Raw genomic sequence first — 17319 nt, forward strand, 5'->3', positions numbered from 1 at the left:
CGTCGACGGTGCCTTCGCGGTCGGCGGTGCGGAAATAGCTGCCTTCCGGCCCGAGCTTGATCACCACCGCCCTGGCGCCCCGGTCGAGGTAGTCGCCGGCGATGTCGTAGGCCGTCTCGCGGCCGGTCAGCAAGCGGCCCTCGCCGAGGCCCGGCATCACGATATCGGCCTCCGCGGCCAGTGCGTTGAGGGTCTCGATCATGATCGCTTCGCTGGACCACAGGCTGGGACGCAGGTTGGGGTCGAACGAGACCGACAGCCCGGCGCGGCGAGCCTGGCGCAGCAGGTGGAAGGAGAGTTCGCGCGCCGAATCGGAGATGGCGGGCGGGATACCGGTGGCGTGGAGATGGCGGGCCTGCTCCAGCTCGACATCACTGGCGTCGGCGACGCTCAGGTGGCTGGCCGCGCTGCCCCGGCGGACGTACTCGACGTGGGGATCGGCGCCGTCGACGGCACGCTCCTTGAAGATCAGTCCGGTGGCGTTCGCTGCGTCGTGCCGGACATGGCGGCAGTCGAGGCCTTCGGCCTCCAGCGCTCGCTGCAGGAAGGTGCCGTTGTGATCCGCGCCGACCCGACTTAGCCAGCGAACGTCGAAGCCCAGCCTCGACAGTCCGATCGCGACATTGGTATCGGCACCGGCGGTGCGGCGATGGAATCTCGTCACCTGATCCAGCGGCCCTTGATCGTCGGCGATGAACAGCGCCATCGCCTCGCCAAACGTCAGGACATCGTAATCGGTGCGGGTATCGGAACGGGGCATGGCGTCTCCTCGTGGGTGCAAGCACGCTTTGTCGAAAACGTGACGTGAAAGGATAGTGGGGCAGTCGCATCCGGGGAGCCGCTGCGAAACGTCGCCCCGGAGATGTCACTGGGGCGGTGGCTTGTTCTCGACGCGCTGGTAGCGCCCGTTCAGGAGCTCCACCAGATGCTGGCGCTGGGCGTCGTCGATCGCTTCGCCCTGGGCAGTGCCCAACTGGGTGGCGAGATCGGCGCCATCGACCACCCGGACGTCGCGGCTGTCGCCGAGATGCTCGGTTTCGTCATCGATCTCCCAGCCGGGCAGCACCAGTATGCCGCTCACCGGCACGCTCAACTTGGCGTGACGCGCCAGCCACTGACGTAGCCAGACCGTCGAAAGCCTGACCTTGCGCAGGACCTGGCGCTCGTTCCAGCCGCGAAAGCGCAGCCGCTCGCTCTCCACCGAGACGGTGTTGATGGGGCGGCCCTCGAGATCGAGCGGAAATTCGCGGGCCACGGTCTGGATCACGAACACGCCCTGCGGCGTCACCAGCACGTTGTCGATGGTGTAGGAGTCGGCGGGGAAGTCGTGGAACACGAAGTCGGGCTTGGCCAGCGGACGAATCAGGTGGTCAAGGGCCTGTCCCACCGCCAGTTCACAGGCGAGGCTGCGCGTCAGGCGGCGCACTCGCTGCACGTCGCGCAGGATCAAAAAGCAGAACAGCATCGCCAGCAAGGTACTGACCACGCCGTACAGCGACCACTCCAGCCAGCTCTGCTCCTCGGCGAACAGCATCCGGCCCATGCCGTAGACCAGTGGCATCAGGGTGAGCGTCGGCGCCAGCGTGGCATCGAGGAAGAACACCATGCGCGCCTTTTCCAGCCGGTCCCGGTGCGCCTGGGCGATTTCGCGGATCGGCTTGCCGTCGTGCGGGGAGCGGAGGCCGACGGTCTGCACGTCGCGCAGGGTGATTGCCACCAGCGCGGCGGCGCCCAGCGGGGCGAGGAAGATCAGCGGCAGCACGTACTCCAACCAGGCCATGAGCGGTTGTCCTTGCAGTGGCGTGGGCGGGAAGAGGCTCCATTCTAGCCGAGGTCGAGCGTCGTCTGCGATCTTGGCGCGCCGTCGATGCAGATCCGGTTGCGTCCGGCATGCTTGGCCGCGTAGAGCGCCTGATCCGCCAGCAGCAGCCACTGCTCGTGATTCGTCATCAGCGGGCTCTTGGCGGCCAGGCCGACACTGCAGGTGGGCATTCTGGAGAGCGGCGACGGCGGGGGGGAGCGCCCCAGCCGTTGCTGGAACCGCTGGATCGCGGCGGTGGCCTGATCCAGCGAGGTCGACGGCATCAGCAGGCCGAACTCTTCGCCGCCATAACGTCCCAGCAGCACGTCGTCGCCAAACGACTGGCGGAGCAGCGCAGCCAACGTGCGCAACGTCTGGTCGCCGACACCGTGGCCATGCTCGTCGTTGATGCGCTTGAAATGGTCGAGGTCGAGCAGCGCGATCGTGGCGGGCGAATCGGTCGGCAGGTTGGCGGCGACCTGATCCTCCCAGAATCGGCGGTTGAACAGTCCGGTCAATCCATCGGAGCGGCTCAACTCCATCAGTGTCGTCTTCTGGCGGCTGAGCTGGCGGGCCTGGAGATAGGTGATGTAGCCGATCGCAAGCGGGTAGACGATGATCATCGGCAGGCTGCAGAGCAGCACGGCCACCGACGGTACGACGCCTGGAAAGCCCGGAGTGATCAACCACATGCCGATCAGCGCGCCTGCCGCCAGTAGGCCGAAACCCCGCAGCACCATGCGTATCCCGCCGACCGCGATATTATCGAGGCTGATCATCGTCAATACGACGACGGTGGGAAGCAGGTTGAAATGCATGGCTGCCGTCCAGAAGCCGCCCAGCAGACTGTCGGCGCCGAGGTTCTGACGTTCGGCCCGATAGGGTGAGGCGTGGTGCCTCGCTCGCCAGTAAGCGAGATGGGACCAGAGCAGGATCTGCAGTGCCCACAGCGTCCAGACCCAGGGCGGCGTCGGCAGTTCGTGGAGCGCGCTGCCGATGCACAGTCCGCCGATCAGGAGCCCAAGGGTCCGTGGCGCGTAGATGCGTTTAGCGAGACGAATGCCCCTGAGACGCTTGTCGACCACGGGATCCAGAGGCGTATCGGGCATGTCGGCAGCCATCCGGCGTCGAAGACGCCTATATTGTGTCAACGAATCGTATCTTTCATATCTAACATCGATCGTCGGAAAATAGCATGTCCAAAGAGTCAATTCCGGATCTCGCGGCGCTGGTCGATTTCGTCGAGCGCCACCCGCGACTGTTCGTGCTGACTGGCGCCGGCGTCAGCACCGACTGCGGCATTCCCGACTATCGCGATGCGCGGGGCGACTGGAAGCGGCCGCCGCCGGTCAGTCATCAGGCTTTCATGGGGAGTCACGGGGTTCGGCAGCGCTACTGGGCGCGTAGCCTGGTCGGATTTCGTGCCCTGGCCGATGCCCGCCCTGGCTTGGCGCACGAGGCGTTGGCGGCGCTGGAGCGGCAGTCGCGCATCACCGCGCTGGTGACGCAGAACGTCGATGGTCTGCATCAGCGCGCGGGTGCCCGTCGCGTCATCGATCTGCATGGGCAGGCCGACGTGGTGAAGTGCCTGCGCTGCGACGCGACGATGATGCGCCATGCGCTCCACGACGAGCTCTCCCGCCTCAATCCACAATGGCTGGCGTTGACCGCGGAGGTTGGGCCGGACGGCGATGCCGATCTCGATGGCTACGATTTTTCGACCTTCGTGGTGCCGAACTGTCATCGCTGTCATGTCGGCATTCTCAAGCCGGACGTGGTGTTCTTCGGCGACAACGTCCCCAGGGCCCGCGTCGAACGGGCCTTCGATGCCCTCGAGGCGGCTTCGGGGGTGCTGGTGATCGGGTGGTCGCTGATGGTCTATTCCGGGTTTCGCTTTGCCCGTCGGGCGGCCAGGGACGGCAAGTCGCTCGCCTGTGTCAATCTCGGCACCACGCGGGCCGATGAGCTGTTCGCGCTCAAGATCGCGGCGCCGATCGGGCCGACGCTGACGGCGCTGGTCGACGAGCTGGAACGGCGGCGACGCGGCAACGCCCCGGAACGAAAGAACCCGGCCGAGGCCGGGTTCTGATGTCGCCAATGGTACCGGGCGTTCACTGGCGCGTCGGCGGTGCCATGAACTCCGGGCCGACCGGGTCCTTCACCTGCTTCGACAGAATCGCGTCGATATCCGCCATGTCCTCGTCGCTCAGACGCCAGCCGGTGATGTCGCCCAGCGGGTCGACCTGTTCCGGCTTGCGGGCGCCCCACAGCGCGACGATGTTGGGCGAACGGTCCAGGATCCAGCGCACCGCCAGTGCCAGCACGCTCTTGTCGTGGCGGGTGCGGGCCAGTTCGGTCAGCGCGTCGACGGCGGCCAGATACTGGGCGAAGCGCGGCGGCAGGAACTTGGGATCCTTGTTGCGCAGATCGTCGCCGCTGAAGGTGTAGTCCGGGTGCATCTTGCCGGTGAGCGTGGTCCTCGGCGTAAGGCAGGATCTCGCCTTCGATATCGCGCTCGAACAGGTTGTAGGGCGGCTGCAGCGTGTGCAGTGGCGCCGACCGGCGAAAGATATCGCACTGCTCGGGGGAGAAGTTGCTCACGCCGATCGCCCGAATCTTGCCTTCGCGGTGGAAGCGCGCCATCGCCGTGGCGGTCTCCTCGAGCTCGACCAAGGGATCCGGCCAGTGAAACTGATAGAGATCGATATGATCGGTCTTCAGTCGCCGCAGCGAGTCGTCGAGCTCCTTCTCCAGGCGCTTGGCGGTGGCATTGCGGGCCAGGCTGTTGTCGTCGTACCACTCGAGGCCGGCCTTGGTCGCCAGTACCAGCTTGTCGCGCTGGTCGGACTGGGCAACCGCCTTGCCGACGACTTCCTCCGAGTGGCCGAAGCCATAGGCCGGGGCGGTATCGATCAGGTTGACGCCCCGGTCGATGGCGGCGTGGATGGTGCGAATCGCGTTGGGGTCGTCGGTGCCGCCCCACATGCGTCCGCCCATGGCCCAGGTACCGAGGCCGATACGCGAGGTGACGATATCCGTACCCGGTAATGTCAGTGTTTCCATCCTGCCCTCCTTGGTGATGAATCGAAGATTTACAGGGTGAGGTGCCAGCCCGTCCACCACAAGCCGTACCTTCGGCGGGTGGTCTCTTCAGCGAGTCGGTGCCGCGCCGGTGGTCGTGACCGGGATGTCGGGTTCGGCGGCGTCACCGGCGCCGAAAACCGATACCGGATCGGGATTCAGATAGAGGATACGGTCGTCGTCGCGAATCTGCGCGCTGAGGCGATAGAGGTCGTCGCGATCGATCGCTTCGGCGGCATACTGCAGCGTGACCGGAATCGGCAGCCGCCCCAGCTGTTCGTAGCGGCTGCTGGCCAGTACGTCGCCGGTGGAAATGTCCTTGAGCTGGACCTCGAGCACCGCGGATTCGGGCAACGTGACCGGCTCGTCGGCAACCACGCGAGCCGCGAGGGTGTCGAACTGGGGGCCACTGGCACAGCCCGCCAGCATCCCGAGTGCCAGTGCGGCAGTGGCGAGTCGGAGCCACCGTGAAGCGTTGAACGAGAACATCGAATCCCCTTGAGCGTGGAGCGTTGAAGCGCGCGGCGGTACCAGTGGGACAGGAGAACGGAGCGTAAATTCCCCGCCCCGGGCAGGGCGCGGGAGCTCTCCGGCATCACCCCCCGGCGAGTTTGACCTTGTAGCCCAGCGATTCCAGCTCGCGCTTGAGCACATCGCGATGGTCGCCCTGGATCTCGATCACGCCATCCTTGACCGCGCCGCCCGTTCCACAGCGTTTCTTGAGCGACTTGGCCAGCGTCTTCAGCGCTTCGGCATCCAGCGGCACGCCTTGAATCGTCGTCACCCCCTTGCCCTTGCGGCCACTGGTCTCGCGCCGGATGCGAACGATGCCGTCGAGCGCGGCGATCCGTTCGGCTACCTCGCGCGCCCGGCACTCGCATTCGGCGACAGGGCGACGGCAGTCGGGGCAGGTCTCGCCATGTTCGGTCGAATAGACCAGACCGCGCAGTTGATCCTGTAACGAAGGCATGGGAACTCCGATAAGACGTGAAGGGCACATGATAACGCGGCCATCCGGCCGCTAACGAGCGATCCACAACGATCGCGGCCCGAGCCAGGGGCTCGGGCCGCGATCATCGCCGTCAGCGATGGATCCTCGGTCGGTGGCTGCCGCCGAACGCGCTCGGTCGAGCTGCTAGAGGTTGCCGACGGCGAGGGCCGGGATCAGCTTGTCGATCACCGCTGGCAGTTCGCGCATGTGGCGAATCCCGATGGCGCCGGAGGGCGTGGGCTCGAGGTCGGGGAAGCGATTGAGATGGACGACCCGCATTCCCGCGGCCAGCGCGGCGCGGACGCCCACCTGGGCGTCGTCGATCACGATGCAGTCGGACGGTGCGAAGCCCATGTCGCGGCCGGCGTGCAGGAACAGGCCCGGCGCCGGCTTCCAGCTGCCCACGGTGTAGGCGCTGTAGATGTGATCGCCGAAGAAGCCCCGCAATCCCGTGCTGTCCAGCGCTCGCCGAATCTTGGTCTCGGGCCCGTTGGAGGCAACGCAGCGCGGCAGGGAACCGAGCGCGTCGAGCGCTTCCGGCACGCCAGCGATGGGCTCGAGCTCGTCGACCATGCGCTCGTGCATCTCCTGGCGCATGGCCGTCTCGATCCGCTGGCGAACGGGATCCTCGAGGCGTCCGTGCAGTCGCTCCAGATGGGACACGATGCTGGCGAACCGTGCGCCACGAAAGTCCGTCATGTAATCGCCGGCCTGGAAGGGCAGGCCCGCCTGATTCAGATACTTTGCCATGACTTCGGCGAGGAGGGGTTCGCTATCGACCAGAGTACCGTCGCAATCGAAAAGCAAGCAGAGGGGATCGGGCATGGTGGGTCGCCTCGAGGGCGCTGTCAGTGGATGTTACGCCGGCCGTTGATGACGTCGGGCCGTTGCGGTTGACTCCAGTTCTCTGATTATCGGCCCCGTGATCGAAGACTGTAGGATTACGGAACACTGTTTTTAATCTATCTTGCAACTTTAGTCGCCCCGGCTGGAAATCACAAGCCGGGGCGGATGACTCCCCAGAAATTGCACACTTTTTGATCGGCCGGTATCAGCCGGCGTCCGGGCCGAAAGTCTGGGGCAGGTAGAGGATCAGGCCGGGGAAGGCGATCAGCAGGCCGATCACCAGCAGCATGACCAACAGATAGATCATCGTCGTGCCCAGCGCCGCGAGCAGGGGGATGCCGCCGATCTTGGCCGAGATCATCAGGCACAGGCCGTAAGGCGGGGTGATCAGGCCAAGGCCGAGCGCCATGACGCTGATCACGCCAAACTGCAGCGGATCGACGCCCGCCTGCGCCGCCAGCGGTTGGAAGATCGGTGCCAGAATCGCCATCGCCGGCAGCGAATCCATGAAGGTGCCGACCAGCAGCATGACGATGGTGGCGATGATCAGCAGCGTGGTCGGGTCGCTGATCTCGACGCCAGCCATCAGCTGCGGTGGAATGCGATAGAAGCTGATCAGGTAGCCGAAGATGGCGGCACCCACCAGGCTGAATAGCGACAGCGAGCAGAGTCGAACGGTGTCGGTCGAGGCGTCCAGCACGCTTCTGAAGGTCAGCTCGCGGTAAACGATGAAACCCAGCAGCAGGGCATAGAGCACCGCCATTACCGCCGCCTCGGTCGGCGTGACGATACCGAGGGTAATGCCACCGATGATCAACACCGGTATGCCGGCGGCGAGCAGGCCGTCCTTGCCCGAGCTGGCCAGCTGCCTGAGCGTGGCCCGCTTGCGCGTCGGCACGTCGTAGCGGCGCACATAGCCGAGGTTGAGCAGCAGTTGTGCCACCGCGATCAGGACCCCGGGGATGATTCCACCCAAGAACAGCCCGGCGATCGAGGTGCTGGTCAGCGCACCCCAGACGATCATGTTGATCGACGGCGGAATGATGACGCCCATCACCGAGGAGGCCGCGGTGACAGCGACGCTGAAATGGGCCGGGTAGCCCTCTCTCTTCATTGCCGGGATCAGCACCGTACCGATGCCGGCGCTATCCGCCGTCGATGAGCCCGAAACCCCGGCGAACAGCATGCTCACCAGCACGTTGACGTGGGCCAGTGCACCTTTGACATGGCCGACCAGATTGAGACACAGCGTGATCAGGCGGTCGGTGATCCTGGCCGCGTTCATCAGGTTGCCGGCGAGCAGGAACAGCGGGACCGCCAGCAGCACGAACGAATCCATGCCGTAGTACATGCGCTGGAACATGACCCAGGGTATGAGACGTGGGTCGAGCACGATGATCGAGAACGACGTCAGCACCAGCGACATGGCGATGGGGGCGCCGAGTATGATGAATACGCCGAGCAGCGCGAACAGAAGCCACGGCAGCAGGGGTAACCAGTCAGTGGGCATCATGATCTGTTCTCCGGCGAGTCGAGTATCTGCGTCGGTGGCGCGTCCCCCAGCTCATCGATTTCGGAAGGCGTGTCGAGCTCGCGCTCCATGGCGTCGACGCCGTGGGCCATCGTCACCAGCAGGCGCTGCAGGCTGAACAGCACGATCAGTAGGCCGCTGACGAAGAAGGTCGAGTAGGTCACCACCATCGGCAGCTGCGAGGCGCTGGCGATGCGATCGAAACCGGAGCGCAGGAAGTCGAAGCCGAACACGACGAAGATCACGCCCACCAGCAGGCAGGCGACGTCGCGAATCACTCGCGTGATCCGGTCCGGCCGGGAACCGCGCGGGAATGCCTCCAGCACGAAGTGGTCGGCATGCAGCACGCCGATGGCGGTGCCCAGCATGATCATCCACTGGAAGGCGAAACGGCTCATCTCCTCGGTCCAGTAGAGCCGCGGCATGAAGCCCAGGTTGCGGCTCGCGATCTGATAGACGATCAGTACGATGAAGCTGGCCAGCAACAGCAGCAACACGCCATTGAGGAAGCGCTCCAGCTGGCGGTTGACGCGGCCCAGGGCCATTGCGAATGGCATGAGGTGCTCCTCAATCCGTGTCGATGATGAGTTCGTGGAGATCGCCTAGCCCCATGTCGTCGATGACCCGCCCCAGCGGTTCGGCGACGAGCTGCTGCATCCGCTCACGGTCCATGGGGTAGAAAGTGGCGCCTTCCTCTTTCAGCTTGTCCCGGGACTCCTTGTCGAGCCGGATCTGCAGGTTGCGCGCGTACTGCTCGCTCTCGTCGGCAGCCGCTTGCACCGCCTGCCGCTGTGCCGGCGTCAGCGAGTCCCAGGTGTCGTCGGAGAGCGTCAGCAGGCGTACGGTGATGTCGTGCTCGGAGAGCCCGATATAGGGCGCGACCTCGTGGAAACGCATGCGGTAGATCCACTCCGCCTCGTTGAGCAGGCCGTCGATGGCGCCGAGCTGCAGGCCGGTGTAGATCTCCTTGTAGGCCATCACCGTCGGCTGGGTACCCAGCGCCGCCCAGGCGGTGATCACCGGGCGGGTCGGATTGGTGCGCAGCTTCATGCCCCGGAGCGCGTCGAGATTCTCGAGCGGCCGCGTGCTGACGATCTGACGCGTGCTCCCGCCGTAGTAGGCGAGCACCTTGACCCCGGTTTCCTCCTCGATACGCCGGGCGATTTCCCGGCCCGGCTCGCCATCCAGCACGTGACGCCAGTGGTCGAGATCGCGATACAGAAAGGGAATCGAGAAGATGCTGGCGGTGTGCGAGAACTCCGAGATCAGCCCCGGGTTGACGATCGAGAGGTCCAGCGCACCGGCGGTCTGCTGCTCGAACATCTCGGTTTCGTGACCCAGCACCGAGTTGCTGTAGATGTTGACCGTCAGGCCGCCGTCGGTCTTCTCCTCCAGCAGCTGCTTGAAGCGCTCTGCACTGAGGTGATAGGCCGTGTCCTCGGTGGCGCCATGGCCGAAGATCAGCTCTCGGGCCTGGGCGTGAGGAACGATGGCGACGAGGGCCAGTGTCATCAGCAGGGCGGTGGCGAACCCGCGATGGGCCGAGGGGCGATGGCTCATGTCGACTCCTGCGCGACAGCGGATGAAATTCGGGAACTGGCGCGAATCACCAGGGGCGCCTCGAGCACGATGCGCTGTCGCTCGCCTTCGGGCTGCGCTATCCGCTTCAGGGCCAGTTCGGCGGCGTTGCGACCGATGGCACGAGGATGCGTCGCGATGCTGCTCAGGGCGGGCTCGGCGAGAGCGGCTTCCTCGATGTCGTCGACGCCGATCACCGCGCAATCCCGTCCCGCGCGAAGCCCGAGATGCGACAGCGCCAGCAGGGCGCCGAGCGCGACCAGATCGTTGTGGCAGATCAGTGCGGTAGGCGCGGTGTTACCGCGCAACAGCGCCAGGGTTCGTTCGCGCCCCGCGCAACGGGTCAATGGCCCGCGATCGACGTGCGACAGATCGTCGAGACCGGCTTCGTGCATGGCGTGTCGATAGCCCGCGAGGCGCTCCCGGTCGGCGGAGTGATCGGCGATACCCGCGAGCAGCGTGATGCGGCGATGCCCCTGGATGACGAGATGACGAACGGCATTGATGACGCCGGTGCGGAGATCGGCGCCGACATAGTCGCCGAGCGGCGACTTGCCGACGTGTCGCATGACCTCGATACAAGGCATGCCCCAGTCGGCAATCGCTTCGATCGACGCCGCCGGTGTCTCTTCCGCCGGGCACAGCAGTAGTGCATCGACCCGATGCTCACGCATGCGGGCGAGAAACCGAGCCTGACGATCCAGGCTGTCGCCGCTGCTGGCCAGGAAGGGGATGTAGTCGGCGGCCTGCAGCGTCTCGTCGATCCCCGCCATCAAGGCCCCGAAGAACGGATTGGCGATATCGTGGACAACCACCCCGACGGTGGCGGTGCGCGAGCTTCTCAAGGTCGCGGCGCCGCGATTGTAGACGTAACCCAGCGCGGCGGCGGCTTCCTGCACCCGCTTTCGGGTCGCCCCCGCCACCAATTCACTCTCTTGCATCACCAGCGAGACGGTCGAACGAGACACGCCCGCATGGGCGGCGATGTCCTTGAGCGTCACGCGGGTTCGGGCAGTGGATCCCATCGTATCCTCGTGTTTGGATCGATCCAAAAGTGTCGAAAAGGCTAGTGCGCCACGACGATGTCGCCTATCCCCCTTTGGTGGTATATCCCATCACCGGCAGTCGGGAGCCTCGACGCAGAGGCCCCGGCCGGATGAGCGCGGCACTGTCAAAGACACGAGCGTGATATCAGTCGAGACGGCCTGTCCAGGCTTCCTCGTTGAACGGGCTGAGCGGACGCTTGCCCTCCAGCGCCAGCATGATGTTGTCCACCGCACGCTGCGCCATTGCCGTGCGCGTTTCATGGGTGGCGGAGCCGATATGCGGCAGTGCGACGACGTTGGGCATCCTGGGCAGCGGGGAGTCCGCCGGCAGCGGCTCCTGTTCGAACACGTCGAGACCGGCACCGCGAATGCGGCCGCTTTCGAGGGCTTCGATCAGCGCCGCCTCGTCCACCACCTGGCCGCGGGAGATGTTGATGAAGATGGCGCTCTCCTTCATCAGCCCGAATTCGCGGGCACCGATGAGCTGGCGGGTCTCCGGGGTCAGCGGGACGATGGCGCAGACGAAATCGGACTGCTGCAGCAACTCGTCCAGTTCGCAGTGGCGGGCGCCCAGTTCCGCGTCGAGCGCCGGCTTGGGCGAGGCGTTGGCGTAGAGGATCTTCATGCCGAAGCCGAGTGCGCCCCGGCGAGCCACGGCCTGGCCGATACGGCCGAAACCGACCATGCCCAGCGTCTTGCCGTGGACGTCGCTGCCGAACTGCTCGGGCCCGATGCTCGCTTTCCAGTCGCCGCGCCTGACGTACTCGGCCAGCTCCACCACCCGACGCGCGCTCGCCATGATCAGCGAGAAGCCGGTATCGGCGGTGGTCTCGGTGAGCACGTCCGGGGTGTTGCAGAGCAGAATGCCGCGTCGGGTCAGTTCCTCGACCGGGTAGTTGTCCACACCCACCGAGATGCTGGCGATCGCTTCGAGGCTGGGGGCGGCGTCGAGCAGCTCTGGCGTCAGGGTGACCCCGGCACCGATCAGGCCGTGGGCCTCGCCCAGTGCTTCGCGAAACGCCGGGTCGTCGGGCGACTCGAGCTTGCCGAAGTAGTCGACGTGGAAGCGTTCGCGGAGCTGGTCGAGTTGCTGGTCGTTGAGGCGGCGATACGCCAGGATGCGCTTGCGCATGGAAGACTCTCCGGCTGGAAGATGCATGATGCCGCGGGCGATGACGTCGACGCCCGCGAGACGAGGGACGCACGAGCTTACCGACAAACCCGGCCCCTTGAGGCGATGCTCCGACGAAAGTCTAGACCAGTGAGCGCGCGAGTGGCCGGGAATGTCACCGTGTACCTGGTCCGACGAACGCCTGGGCGAGTGAAACTCGGACCGATGGCTGCCGCCTTGGGGTGGCGCCGTTGGCGGAACCTTGTAATGTGGACGGTCTATTCGTGATGAGGCGAGGCGTGACGATGCAAGCGGACGTTGTGGTGCTGGGTGCCGGCATGATCGGCGTGTCGACGGCGTTGCAGTTGCAGCGGCGGGGCAGGCAGGTGGCGCTGATCGATCGGCGGGCGCCGGGGGAGGAGACTTCCTATGGCAACGCCGGGCTGATTCAGCGCGAGGCCGTCGAGCCCTATCCGTTCCCCCACGACAGCCGCATGATCTTCAAGGTCATGCGCAAGGGCGGCATCGACGTCAACTATCATCCGCTGGCGCTGCCCAAGCTGGCCTCGCCACTGGCGCAGTACTGGTGGTGGTCGTCACCGTCGCGCTACGCCAGGGTCGCGCGGGAATACAGCCGGCTGATAGAGCACTGCCTGAGCGAGCACGACAGCCTGATCCGAGAGGCGGGCGCCGAGGCGCTGGTGCGCCAGACCGGCTGGCGCACGGCGTTTCGGACACCGGGCGCCATGGCGCAGGGCGTCGCGCACGCCGAGCGGCTGCAGCGCGAGTACGGCGTCGAGCACGCGATCGTCGAGGGTTCGGAACTCAGCCGACAGGAACCGGGCATCAAGCGCGAACTGGCCGGTGCGGTGCACTGGACCCAGCCCTGGTCGGTGCGCGATCCCGGCGCACTGGTCGCGAGCTACGCCGAGCTGTTCCGACAGCGGGGCGGCCATTTCGCCAACGGCGACGCGACGACGCTGGTACGACACGGCAGCGGCTGGCGCGTGACCACCCAGGAAGGGATGATCGATGCCGAACAGGCGGTCATCGCTCTCGGCCCCTGGGCGGATACGCTGACCCGGCGCCTGGGGTATCGCCTGCCGCTGTTCGTCAAGCGCGGCTACCATCGCCACTATGCGATGCAGAAACCGCTCGGCATGGCGATGCTGGATGCGGAAAACGGCATCATGCTGGCGCCGATGAACCGCGGGCTGCGGATCACCACGGGCGCCGAATTCGCGCGTCTCGATGCCCGCGCCACGCCGATGCAGTCCGGCAAGGCCGAAGTCGCGGCGCGCCAGATTCTCGATCTCGGCGAGGCGGTCGAAACCTCGTCGTGGCTGGGTGCGCGACCCTGCACCAGCGACATGAAACCGATCATCGGCCCGGCGCCGAAACACCCTGGGCTGTGGCTGCACTTCGGGCACGCGCATCAGGGCTTCACGCTGGGGCCGGCATCCGGACGGCTGCTGGCGGAAATGATCTGCGGCGAGACACCCTATATCGACCCCGCGCCCTACGCCCCGACGCGGTTCTGAGCGCAAGCCGCCAGAGATGACGCCGGGATCAAGCGCGAGCCTGCCCGGGCCGCTTGATCAACTGGCGGAATTTCGGCAGCTGCCGGGCGATGGGCGGCAGGCGCAGGATCATCAGCAGGGCGCCGGCGGCGGCGTAGAGGCTCCACTGCTCCAGGTCGGCACGAACCACCCAGAGGAAGTGCAGCAGCCCCAGGCCGAGCACCAGATAGACGATCTTGTGCAGCGTCTTCCAGCGCTTGCCCAGCTTGCGCATGGACCACTTGTTGGAGGTCACGCCCATCACGATCAGCCCGGTGAGTGCCAGCATGCCGACGATGATGTAGGGGCGACGAACGATCTCGCTGCCGAGTCGCGACAGATCCAGCCCGAGAATGAAGACGGCGTAGCAGAACAGATGCAGCAACGCATAGGCCAGCGTCCACAGGCCAAGCTGGCGTCGGATCAGGGTAAATCCTTTCCAGCGCGTCAGCTTGGTCAGCGGGGTCAGGGAGAGCGTCAGCAGCAGCATCCACAGAATGCCCTGGCCGATATTGAGCAACAGGTACTTGCCCGGCTCCGGGCCGGCCGCGTTGATGGCGACCTGGGAGCTCCACCAGGCCAGCGGCACCAGCGCGGCGATGAACACCGCGATGCGCCACAGCGTCAGCGTATAGCGCGGCATCGCCATCAGAAATTCTTCCTCAGGTCCATGCCCTGATAGAGGCTCGCGACCTCGTCGGCGTAGCCGTTGAACATCCGTGTGTCGATGATGTTGGGATTGAACAGGCTGTTGGGCAGCCGGCGCTCGGTGGCCTGGCTCCAGCGCGGATGGTCGACCTTCGGATTGACGTTGGCATAGAAGCCGTACTCGTCCGGGGCGATCGCCTGCCAGGAGTTGACCGGCTGCTCCTCGACCAACGAGATGCGCACGATCGACTTGATGCTCTTGAAGCCGTACTTCCACGGCACGATCAGCCGGAACTGCGCGCCGTTCTGGTTGGGCAGCTCGCGGCCGTACATGCCGAGCCCGAGAATCGCCAGCGGGTGCATCGCCTCGTCCATGCGCAGGCCTTCGGTGTAGGGCCAGTCGATCAGCGCGAACGACGAGTCCTGCCCCGGCATCTGATCCGGTGCGACCAGGGTCTCGAACTTGACGTACTTGGCCTTCGAGGTCGGCTCGGCACGCTTGATGACGTCACCCAGCGGAATCCCCAGCCACGGAATCACCATCGACCACGCCTCGACGCAGCGCAGCCGATAGATGCGCTCCTGCAGTCGAGAGGGCTTGGCGATATCCTCGAGGGCGAAGCGACCGCCGTTGTTGACCTCGCCGTCGATCACTACGCTCCACGGCTGGGTCTTGAGGGAGTCGGCGTTGCGCGCCGGGTCGCCCTTGCCGGTGCCGAATTCGTAGAAATTGTTGTAGTGGGTGGCGTCTTCGAACGGCGTCAGCTTGTCCAGCTCCCGATCGGCGGGTACCACGCTATCCCACTCGGCGTTTTCCAGCTTGGGCTTGAACCAGCCCGGCGGATTGCCGGCCGGTACGTCCTGATAGTCGGACGCGGCGGCTTGGGCGCGGCCGGCCAGCGCCAGCCCCGCTCCGACGCCCGCCAGGCCGCCCATGAAGCGACGGCGCGAGAGATAGACCGATTCTGGGGTGACGTCCGACTCGCGCAGGTCGCCGGGTTTGGCAATCTTGATCAACATGATGAGTCTCCAACCGCCAACAGTGGCATGTCGTGGATACGCGGGCAGCGCGCGGCTGGATGCGTATTGCGCCATTCGGCGCGCGCCGGGACTTGCTCCGAGTCTCGTATGACGCTCAGTCTAGGTGATCTATTCCCTCGCCCCAGTCAAAAAATCCGGGCTGCGCTCAGATCACCCCCAGCCAGCGCCACCAGACGAAATCGAGCGGCCACAGCAGCACGATGGTGATCAGCGCCAGCGGCAGCGTGATCCGCATGGCCTGGCGGATGGTCACGCCGGAGGTGAGCAGGCCGATGATCAGCGGCGGCGACTGATAGGGAAACACCACGGTCGAGAAGCCGATGACCTGAGACATCACCACCGCGGAGGGGGACCAGCCGGTGACATCGGCCAGCTGCGGCGCCAGCGGCGTCATCACCGCGGGGATGCCGGGTAGCGTGACCAGCATGCCCAGCACCGTACCGATCACGGCGAGCCAGGCGAAGTTGCTGGCGGTCGACTCGGGTGACAGCGGCAGCACTTCGAGCAGCCGGCCGGCGATCGCCTCGCCCAGCCCGCTCTGGTGTGCCAGGGCGCCCAGGCTGACGATACCCGCCACATAGATGAACGGTTCCAGATTCATTTGCTGTAGGGGCCTGGCCGGCAGCAGTCCGCTGCCGGGAAACAGGCAGGCCAGCGCCACCAGCATGCCGATCCAGGCCGGCGAGATGCCGTGCCAGGCATCGGTCATCCACATCAGCACGGCGAAGGCCAGCAGTGCGCCCATCATGGTGCCCCCGCGGCCCAGCGGCTGAGCCGCCTCGGCCGTGAACGGCGACGGTGACTCCGCGCGGAACTGCCATAGAATCAGCGCCATGATCAGCGCCCACTTGAGCAGCCCCAGAACGGGAAAGTGCAGCAGCAGGTATTCGCCGTAACTGGGCGAGAAGCCGAGCACCGCTTCACTGGCCCCCATCAGCACGTTGTTGGGCACATTGGCCGGCAGGATCGTGAAGGTGGGCAGAAAGCTCGACATGATGCCGCTGAGCAGAATGCCGCTGCGGCCCGGATTGCCCGGGGCGTAGCCGAAGCGGTCGGCCAGGGTCAGCAGGATCGGCACCAGCAGCACGATCCGGCCCATCGCCGACGGCATGAAGAACGAGGCGATCAATCCCAGCAGCCCGATGCCCACGACCGCCTGTGGATAACCCGATGCGAGGTGAGGGCCGATCCTGGCGGCGACGCGCTCGCCCAGGCCGGTGTGATTGATCGCGGCGCCGATCACCATGCCCGAGAACACCAGCCAGGTCGCCGCCGACTCGAAGCCGGCGAACGCCGTCGAGGCCGGAGCGACTTTCGCCACGGTGCACAGCGTGAAGAAGATCAGCGCGGTCAGCCACTGTGGCAACCAGCCCGTGGCCCACAGGCCGATACAGAGCACCACGACGATACCGGCCTGCAGCACCGAGCCGTCGGCGCTACCCAGCAGGAGCCAGCCCAGCGCACCCAGCAGGGCCAACAGTGACAACCCCTGGCGCCAGGGAAGAGCGGTAACCGAAGACGACATCGTGGCGGTTCCAGAAACGAGCGAGGCGGCAGTATACCAGCGCGTGATCCGACCGCTGGTCCATCTCTTTCGGCGTCAGCGCTGCAGGCTCAATAAGGTAATGGTAATCAGAATGATCGCCATGCCCGCCAGCTGCAGCGGAGCGAGCGTCTGCCCCAGCACGACGAAACCGAACAGCGATGCCGTGACAGGCTCCACCATGGCGACCATCGAAGCCGCCGAGGGCGAAGTTCGCCTCAGCCCGGGCAAGTAGAGGTAAAAGGAGATACCCGCGCCGAACAACCCCAGCAACAGGAAACCGTAGGCATAGCCGGTGAATGGCACTTTCTGAATCTGTTCGAAGTCGACGAACGTCAGCAGCAGTAGCGTCAGGACCAGGAAGGCGATCGACAGCACGGCCTGTGCCGGCCCCTGGGCCCTGGCGTAGCGAAAGCCGAAGATGAAAAGTGCATAGGACAGCCCCGACAGCAGGCCGCAGGCGATGCCCCAAACTGAGACCTGGCCCGTGCCGCTACGCAGGATATCGGTCAGCAGCACGATACCGACCAACACGGCGGCGAT

At 65.6% G+C, this 17319-nt stretch carries 17 protein-coding genes and 1 pseudogene; 2 read left to right on the forward strand and 16 right to left on the reverse strand.

From position 1 onward, the window contains the following. The 3 genes from AC3AYF_RS02410 to AC3AYF_RS02420 form a co-directional block, all read right to left on the reverse strand. A partial coding sequence (locus tag AC3AYF_RS02410; protein WP_487779360.1) for a sugar kinase occupies window positions 1–760 on the reverse strand: 760 nt, incomplete at its 3' end. A gap of 105 nt (window positions 761–865) precedes the next feature. Continuing rightward, window positions 866–1780 (reverse strand): nuclease-related domain-containing protein, encoded by a 915-nt coding sequence (locus AC3AYF_RS02415; protein ID WP_487779361.1) that lies wholly within the window; start codon window positions 1778–1780, stop codon window positions 866–868. A gap of 44 nt (window positions 1781–1824) precedes the next feature. Continuing rightward, the gene (locus AC3AYF_RS02420) at window positions 1825–2910 is read right to left on the reverse strand and encodes a diguanylate cyclase (RefSeq protein ID WP_295038440.1); all 1086 of its coding nucleotides are present in this window, start codon (window positions 2908–2910) and stop codon (window positions 1825–1827) included. 86 nt (window positions 2911–2996) lie between these two features. Here AC3AYF_RS02420 and AC3AYF_RS02425 point away from each other — a divergent pair, with 86 nt between their 5' ends. Then, entirely contained in the window at window positions 2997–3890 is an 894-nt protein-coding gene (locus AC3AYF_RS02425) for an NAD-dependent protein deacetylase (protein ID WP_295038438.1), read from the forward strand. Window positions 3891–3912: 22 nt separating this feature from the next. On the opposite strand, the pseudogene AC3AYF_RS02430 reads toward AC3AYF_RS02425, so the two are convergent. From AC3AYF_RS02430 to AC3AYF_RS02470, 9 genes and pseudogenes are all read right to left on the reverse strand, one after another. Beyond that, window positions 3913–4864: pseudogene (locus AC3AYF_RS02430) on the reverse strand (aldo/keto reductase). 87 nt (window positions 4865–4951) lie between these two features. Further along, window positions 4952–5371 (reverse strand): YbaY family lipoprotein, encoded by a 420-nt coding sequence (locus AC3AYF_RS02435; protein WP_295038436.1) that lies wholly within the window; start codon window positions 5369–5371, stop codon window positions 4952–4954. A gap of 106 nt (window positions 5372–5477) precedes the next feature. Further along, window positions 5478–5852 (reverse strand): translation initiation factor Sui1, encoded by a 375-nt coding sequence (locus tag AC3AYF_RS02440; protein WP_295038434.1) that lies wholly within the window; start codon window positions 5850–5852, stop codon window positions 5478–5480. Window positions 5853–6017: 165 nt separating this feature from the next. Continuing rightward, the gene (locus AC3AYF_RS02445; protein ID WP_295038432.1) at window positions 6018–6698 is read right to left on the reverse strand and encodes an HAD family hydrolase; all 681 of its coding nucleotides are present in this window, start codon (window positions 6696–6698) and stop codon (window positions 6018–6020) included. 226 nt (window positions 6699–6924) lie between these two features. Then, window positions 6925–8232 carry a TRAP transporter large permease gene (locus tag AC3AYF_RS02450; RefSeq protein ID WP_295038430.1) on the reverse strand — a complete coding sequence of 436 codons (1308 nt, stop codon included), beginning with the start codon at window positions 8230–8232 and terminating at the stop codon, window positions 6925–6927. Further along, window positions 8229–8807, reverse strand: a complete 579-nt coding sequence (locus tag AC3AYF_RS02455) for a TRAP transporter small permease (RefSeq protein ID WP_295038428.1) — start codon at window positions 8805–8807, stop codon at window positions 8229–8231. Before AC3AYF_RS02455 ends, AC3AYF_RS02450 begins: the two co-directional genes overlap by 4 nt. Before the next feature lie 10 nt (window positions 8808–8817). Then, complete coding sequence (locus tag AC3AYF_RS02460; RefSeq protein ID WP_295038426.1) at window positions 8818–9810, reverse strand: TRAP transporter substrate-binding protein; 993 nt, start codon at window positions 9808–9810, stop codon at window positions 8818–8820. After that, window positions 9807–10853 (reverse strand): LacI family DNA-binding transcriptional regulator, encoded by a 1047-nt coding sequence (locus AC3AYF_RS02465; RefSeq protein ID WP_295038423.1) that lies wholly within the window; start codon window positions 10851–10853, stop codon window positions 9807–9809. The genes AC3AYF_RS02460 and AC3AYF_RS02465 overlap by 4 nt, the downstream gene beginning before the upstream one ends. 166 nt (window positions 10854–11019) lie before the next feature. Beyond that, entirely contained in the window at window positions 11020–12006 is a 987-nt protein-coding gene (locus tag AC3AYF_RS02470; protein WP_295038421.1) for a 2-hydroxyacid dehydrogenase, read from the reverse strand. A 284-nt stretch (window positions 12007–12290) separates the two neighbouring features. Between AC3AYF_RS02470 and AC3AYF_RS02475 the strand changes: the two genes are divergently transcribed. Then, a complete protein-coding gene (locus AC3AYF_RS02475) occupies window positions 12291–13526 on the forward strand; it encodes an NAD(P)/FAD-dependent oxidoreductase (protein WP_295038419.1) in 1236 nt (411 codons plus the stop codon). A 28-nt stretch (window positions 13527–13554) separates the two neighbouring features. Here the strand turns inward: AC3AYF_RS02475 and msrQ are convergent, their stop codons facing one another. From msrQ to AC3AYF_RS02495, 4 genes are all read right to left on the reverse strand, one after another. Beyond that, window positions 13555–14193 (reverse strand): protein-methionine-sulfoxide reductase heme-binding subunit MsrQ, encoded by a 639-nt coding sequence (gene msrQ / locus AC3AYF_RS02480; RefSeq protein WP_295038418.1) that lies wholly within the window; start codon window positions 14191–14193, stop codon window positions 13555–13557. Next, a complete protein-coding gene (gene msrP, locus AC3AYF_RS02485) occupies window positions 14193–15212 on the reverse strand; it encodes a protein-methionine-sulfoxide reductase catalytic subunit MsrP (protein ID WP_487779362.1) in 1020 nt (339 codons plus the stop codon). Before msrP ends, msrQ begins: the two co-directional genes overlap by 1 nt. Window positions 15213–15378: 166 nt before the next feature. Then, entirely contained in the window at window positions 15379–16758 is a 1380-nt protein-coding gene (locus AC3AYF_RS02490; protein WP_295038414.1) for an SLC13 family permease, read from the reverse strand. 75 nt (window positions 16759–16833) lie between these two features. Beyond that, a partial coding sequence (locus AC3AYF_RS02495; protein ID WP_487779363.1) for an EamA family transporter occupies window positions 16834–17319 on the reverse strand: 486 nt, incomplete at its 5' end.

The organism is Salinicola sp. (genome assembly GCF_982684285.1).

What these genes read in the sequence shown, in the direction of transcription:
- AC3AYF_RS02460 (WP_295038426.1), bottom strand. Translation starts at nt 9,810, where the DNA reads ATGAGCCATCGCCCCTCGGCCCATCGCGGGTTCGCCACCGCCCTGCTG.
- AC3AYF_RS02435 (WP_295038436.1), bottom strand. Translation starts at nt 5,371, where the DNA reads ATGTTCTCGTTCAACGCTTCACGGTGGCTCCGACTCGCCACTGCCGCA.
- AC3AYF_RS02490 (WP_295038414.1), bottom strand. Translation starts at nt 16,758, where the DNA reads ATGTCGTCTTCGGTTACCGCTCTTCCCTGGCGCCAGGGGTTGTCACTG.
- AC3AYF_RS02450 (WP_295038430.1), bottom strand. Translation starts at nt 8,232, where the DNA reads ATGATGCCCACTGACTGGTTACCCCTGCTGCCGTGGCTTCTGTTCGCG.
- AC3AYF_RS02470 (WP_295038421.1), bottom strand. Translation starts at nt 12,006, where the DNA reads ATGCGCAAGCGCATCCTGGCGTATCGCCGCCTCAACGACCAGCAACTC.
- AC3AYF_RS02455 (WP_295038428.1), bottom strand. Translation starts at nt 8,807, where the DNA reads ATGCCATTCGCAATGGCCCTGGGCCGCGTCAACCGCCAGCTGGAGCGC.
- AC3AYF_RS02465 (WP_295038423.1), bottom strand. Translation starts at nt 10,853, where the DNA reads ATGGGATCCACTGCCCGAACCCGCGTGACGCTCAAGGACATCGCCGCC.
- AC3AYF_RS02475 (WP_295038419.1), top strand. Translation starts at nt 12,291, where the DNA reads ATGCAAGCGGACGTTGTGGTGCTGGGTGCCGGCATGATCGGCGTGTCG.
- AC3AYF_RS02445 (WP_295038432.1), bottom strand. Translation starts at nt 6,698, where the DNA reads ATGCCCGATCCCCTCTGCTTGCTTTTCGATTGCGACGGTACTCTGGTC.
- AC3AYF_RS02415 (WP_487779361.1), bottom strand. Translation starts at nt 1,780, where the DNA reads ATGGCCTGGTTGGAGTACGTGCTGCCGCTGATCTTCCTCGCCCCGCTG.
- msrP (WP_487779362.1), bottom strand. Translation starts at nt 15,212, where the DNA reads ATGTTGATCAAGATTGCCAAACCCGGCGACCTGCGCGAGTCGGACGTC.
- AC3AYF_RS02440 (WP_295038434.1), bottom strand. Translation starts at nt 5,852, where the DNA reads ATGCCTTCGTTACAGGATCAACTGCGCGGTCTGGTCTATTCGACCGAA.
- msrQ (WP_295038418.1), bottom strand. Translation starts at nt 14,193, where the DNA reads ATGGCGATGCCGCGCTATACGCTGACGCTGTGGCGCATCGCGGTGTTC.
- AC3AYF_RS02425 (WP_295038438.1), top strand. Translation starts at nt 2,997, where the DNA reads ATGTCCAAAGAGTCAATTCCGGATCTCGCGGCGCTGGTCGATTTCGTC.
- AC3AYF_RS02420 (WP_295038440.1), bottom strand. Translation starts at nt 2,910, where the DNA reads ATGCCCGATACGCCTCTGGATCCCGTGGTCGACAAGCGTCTCAGGGGC.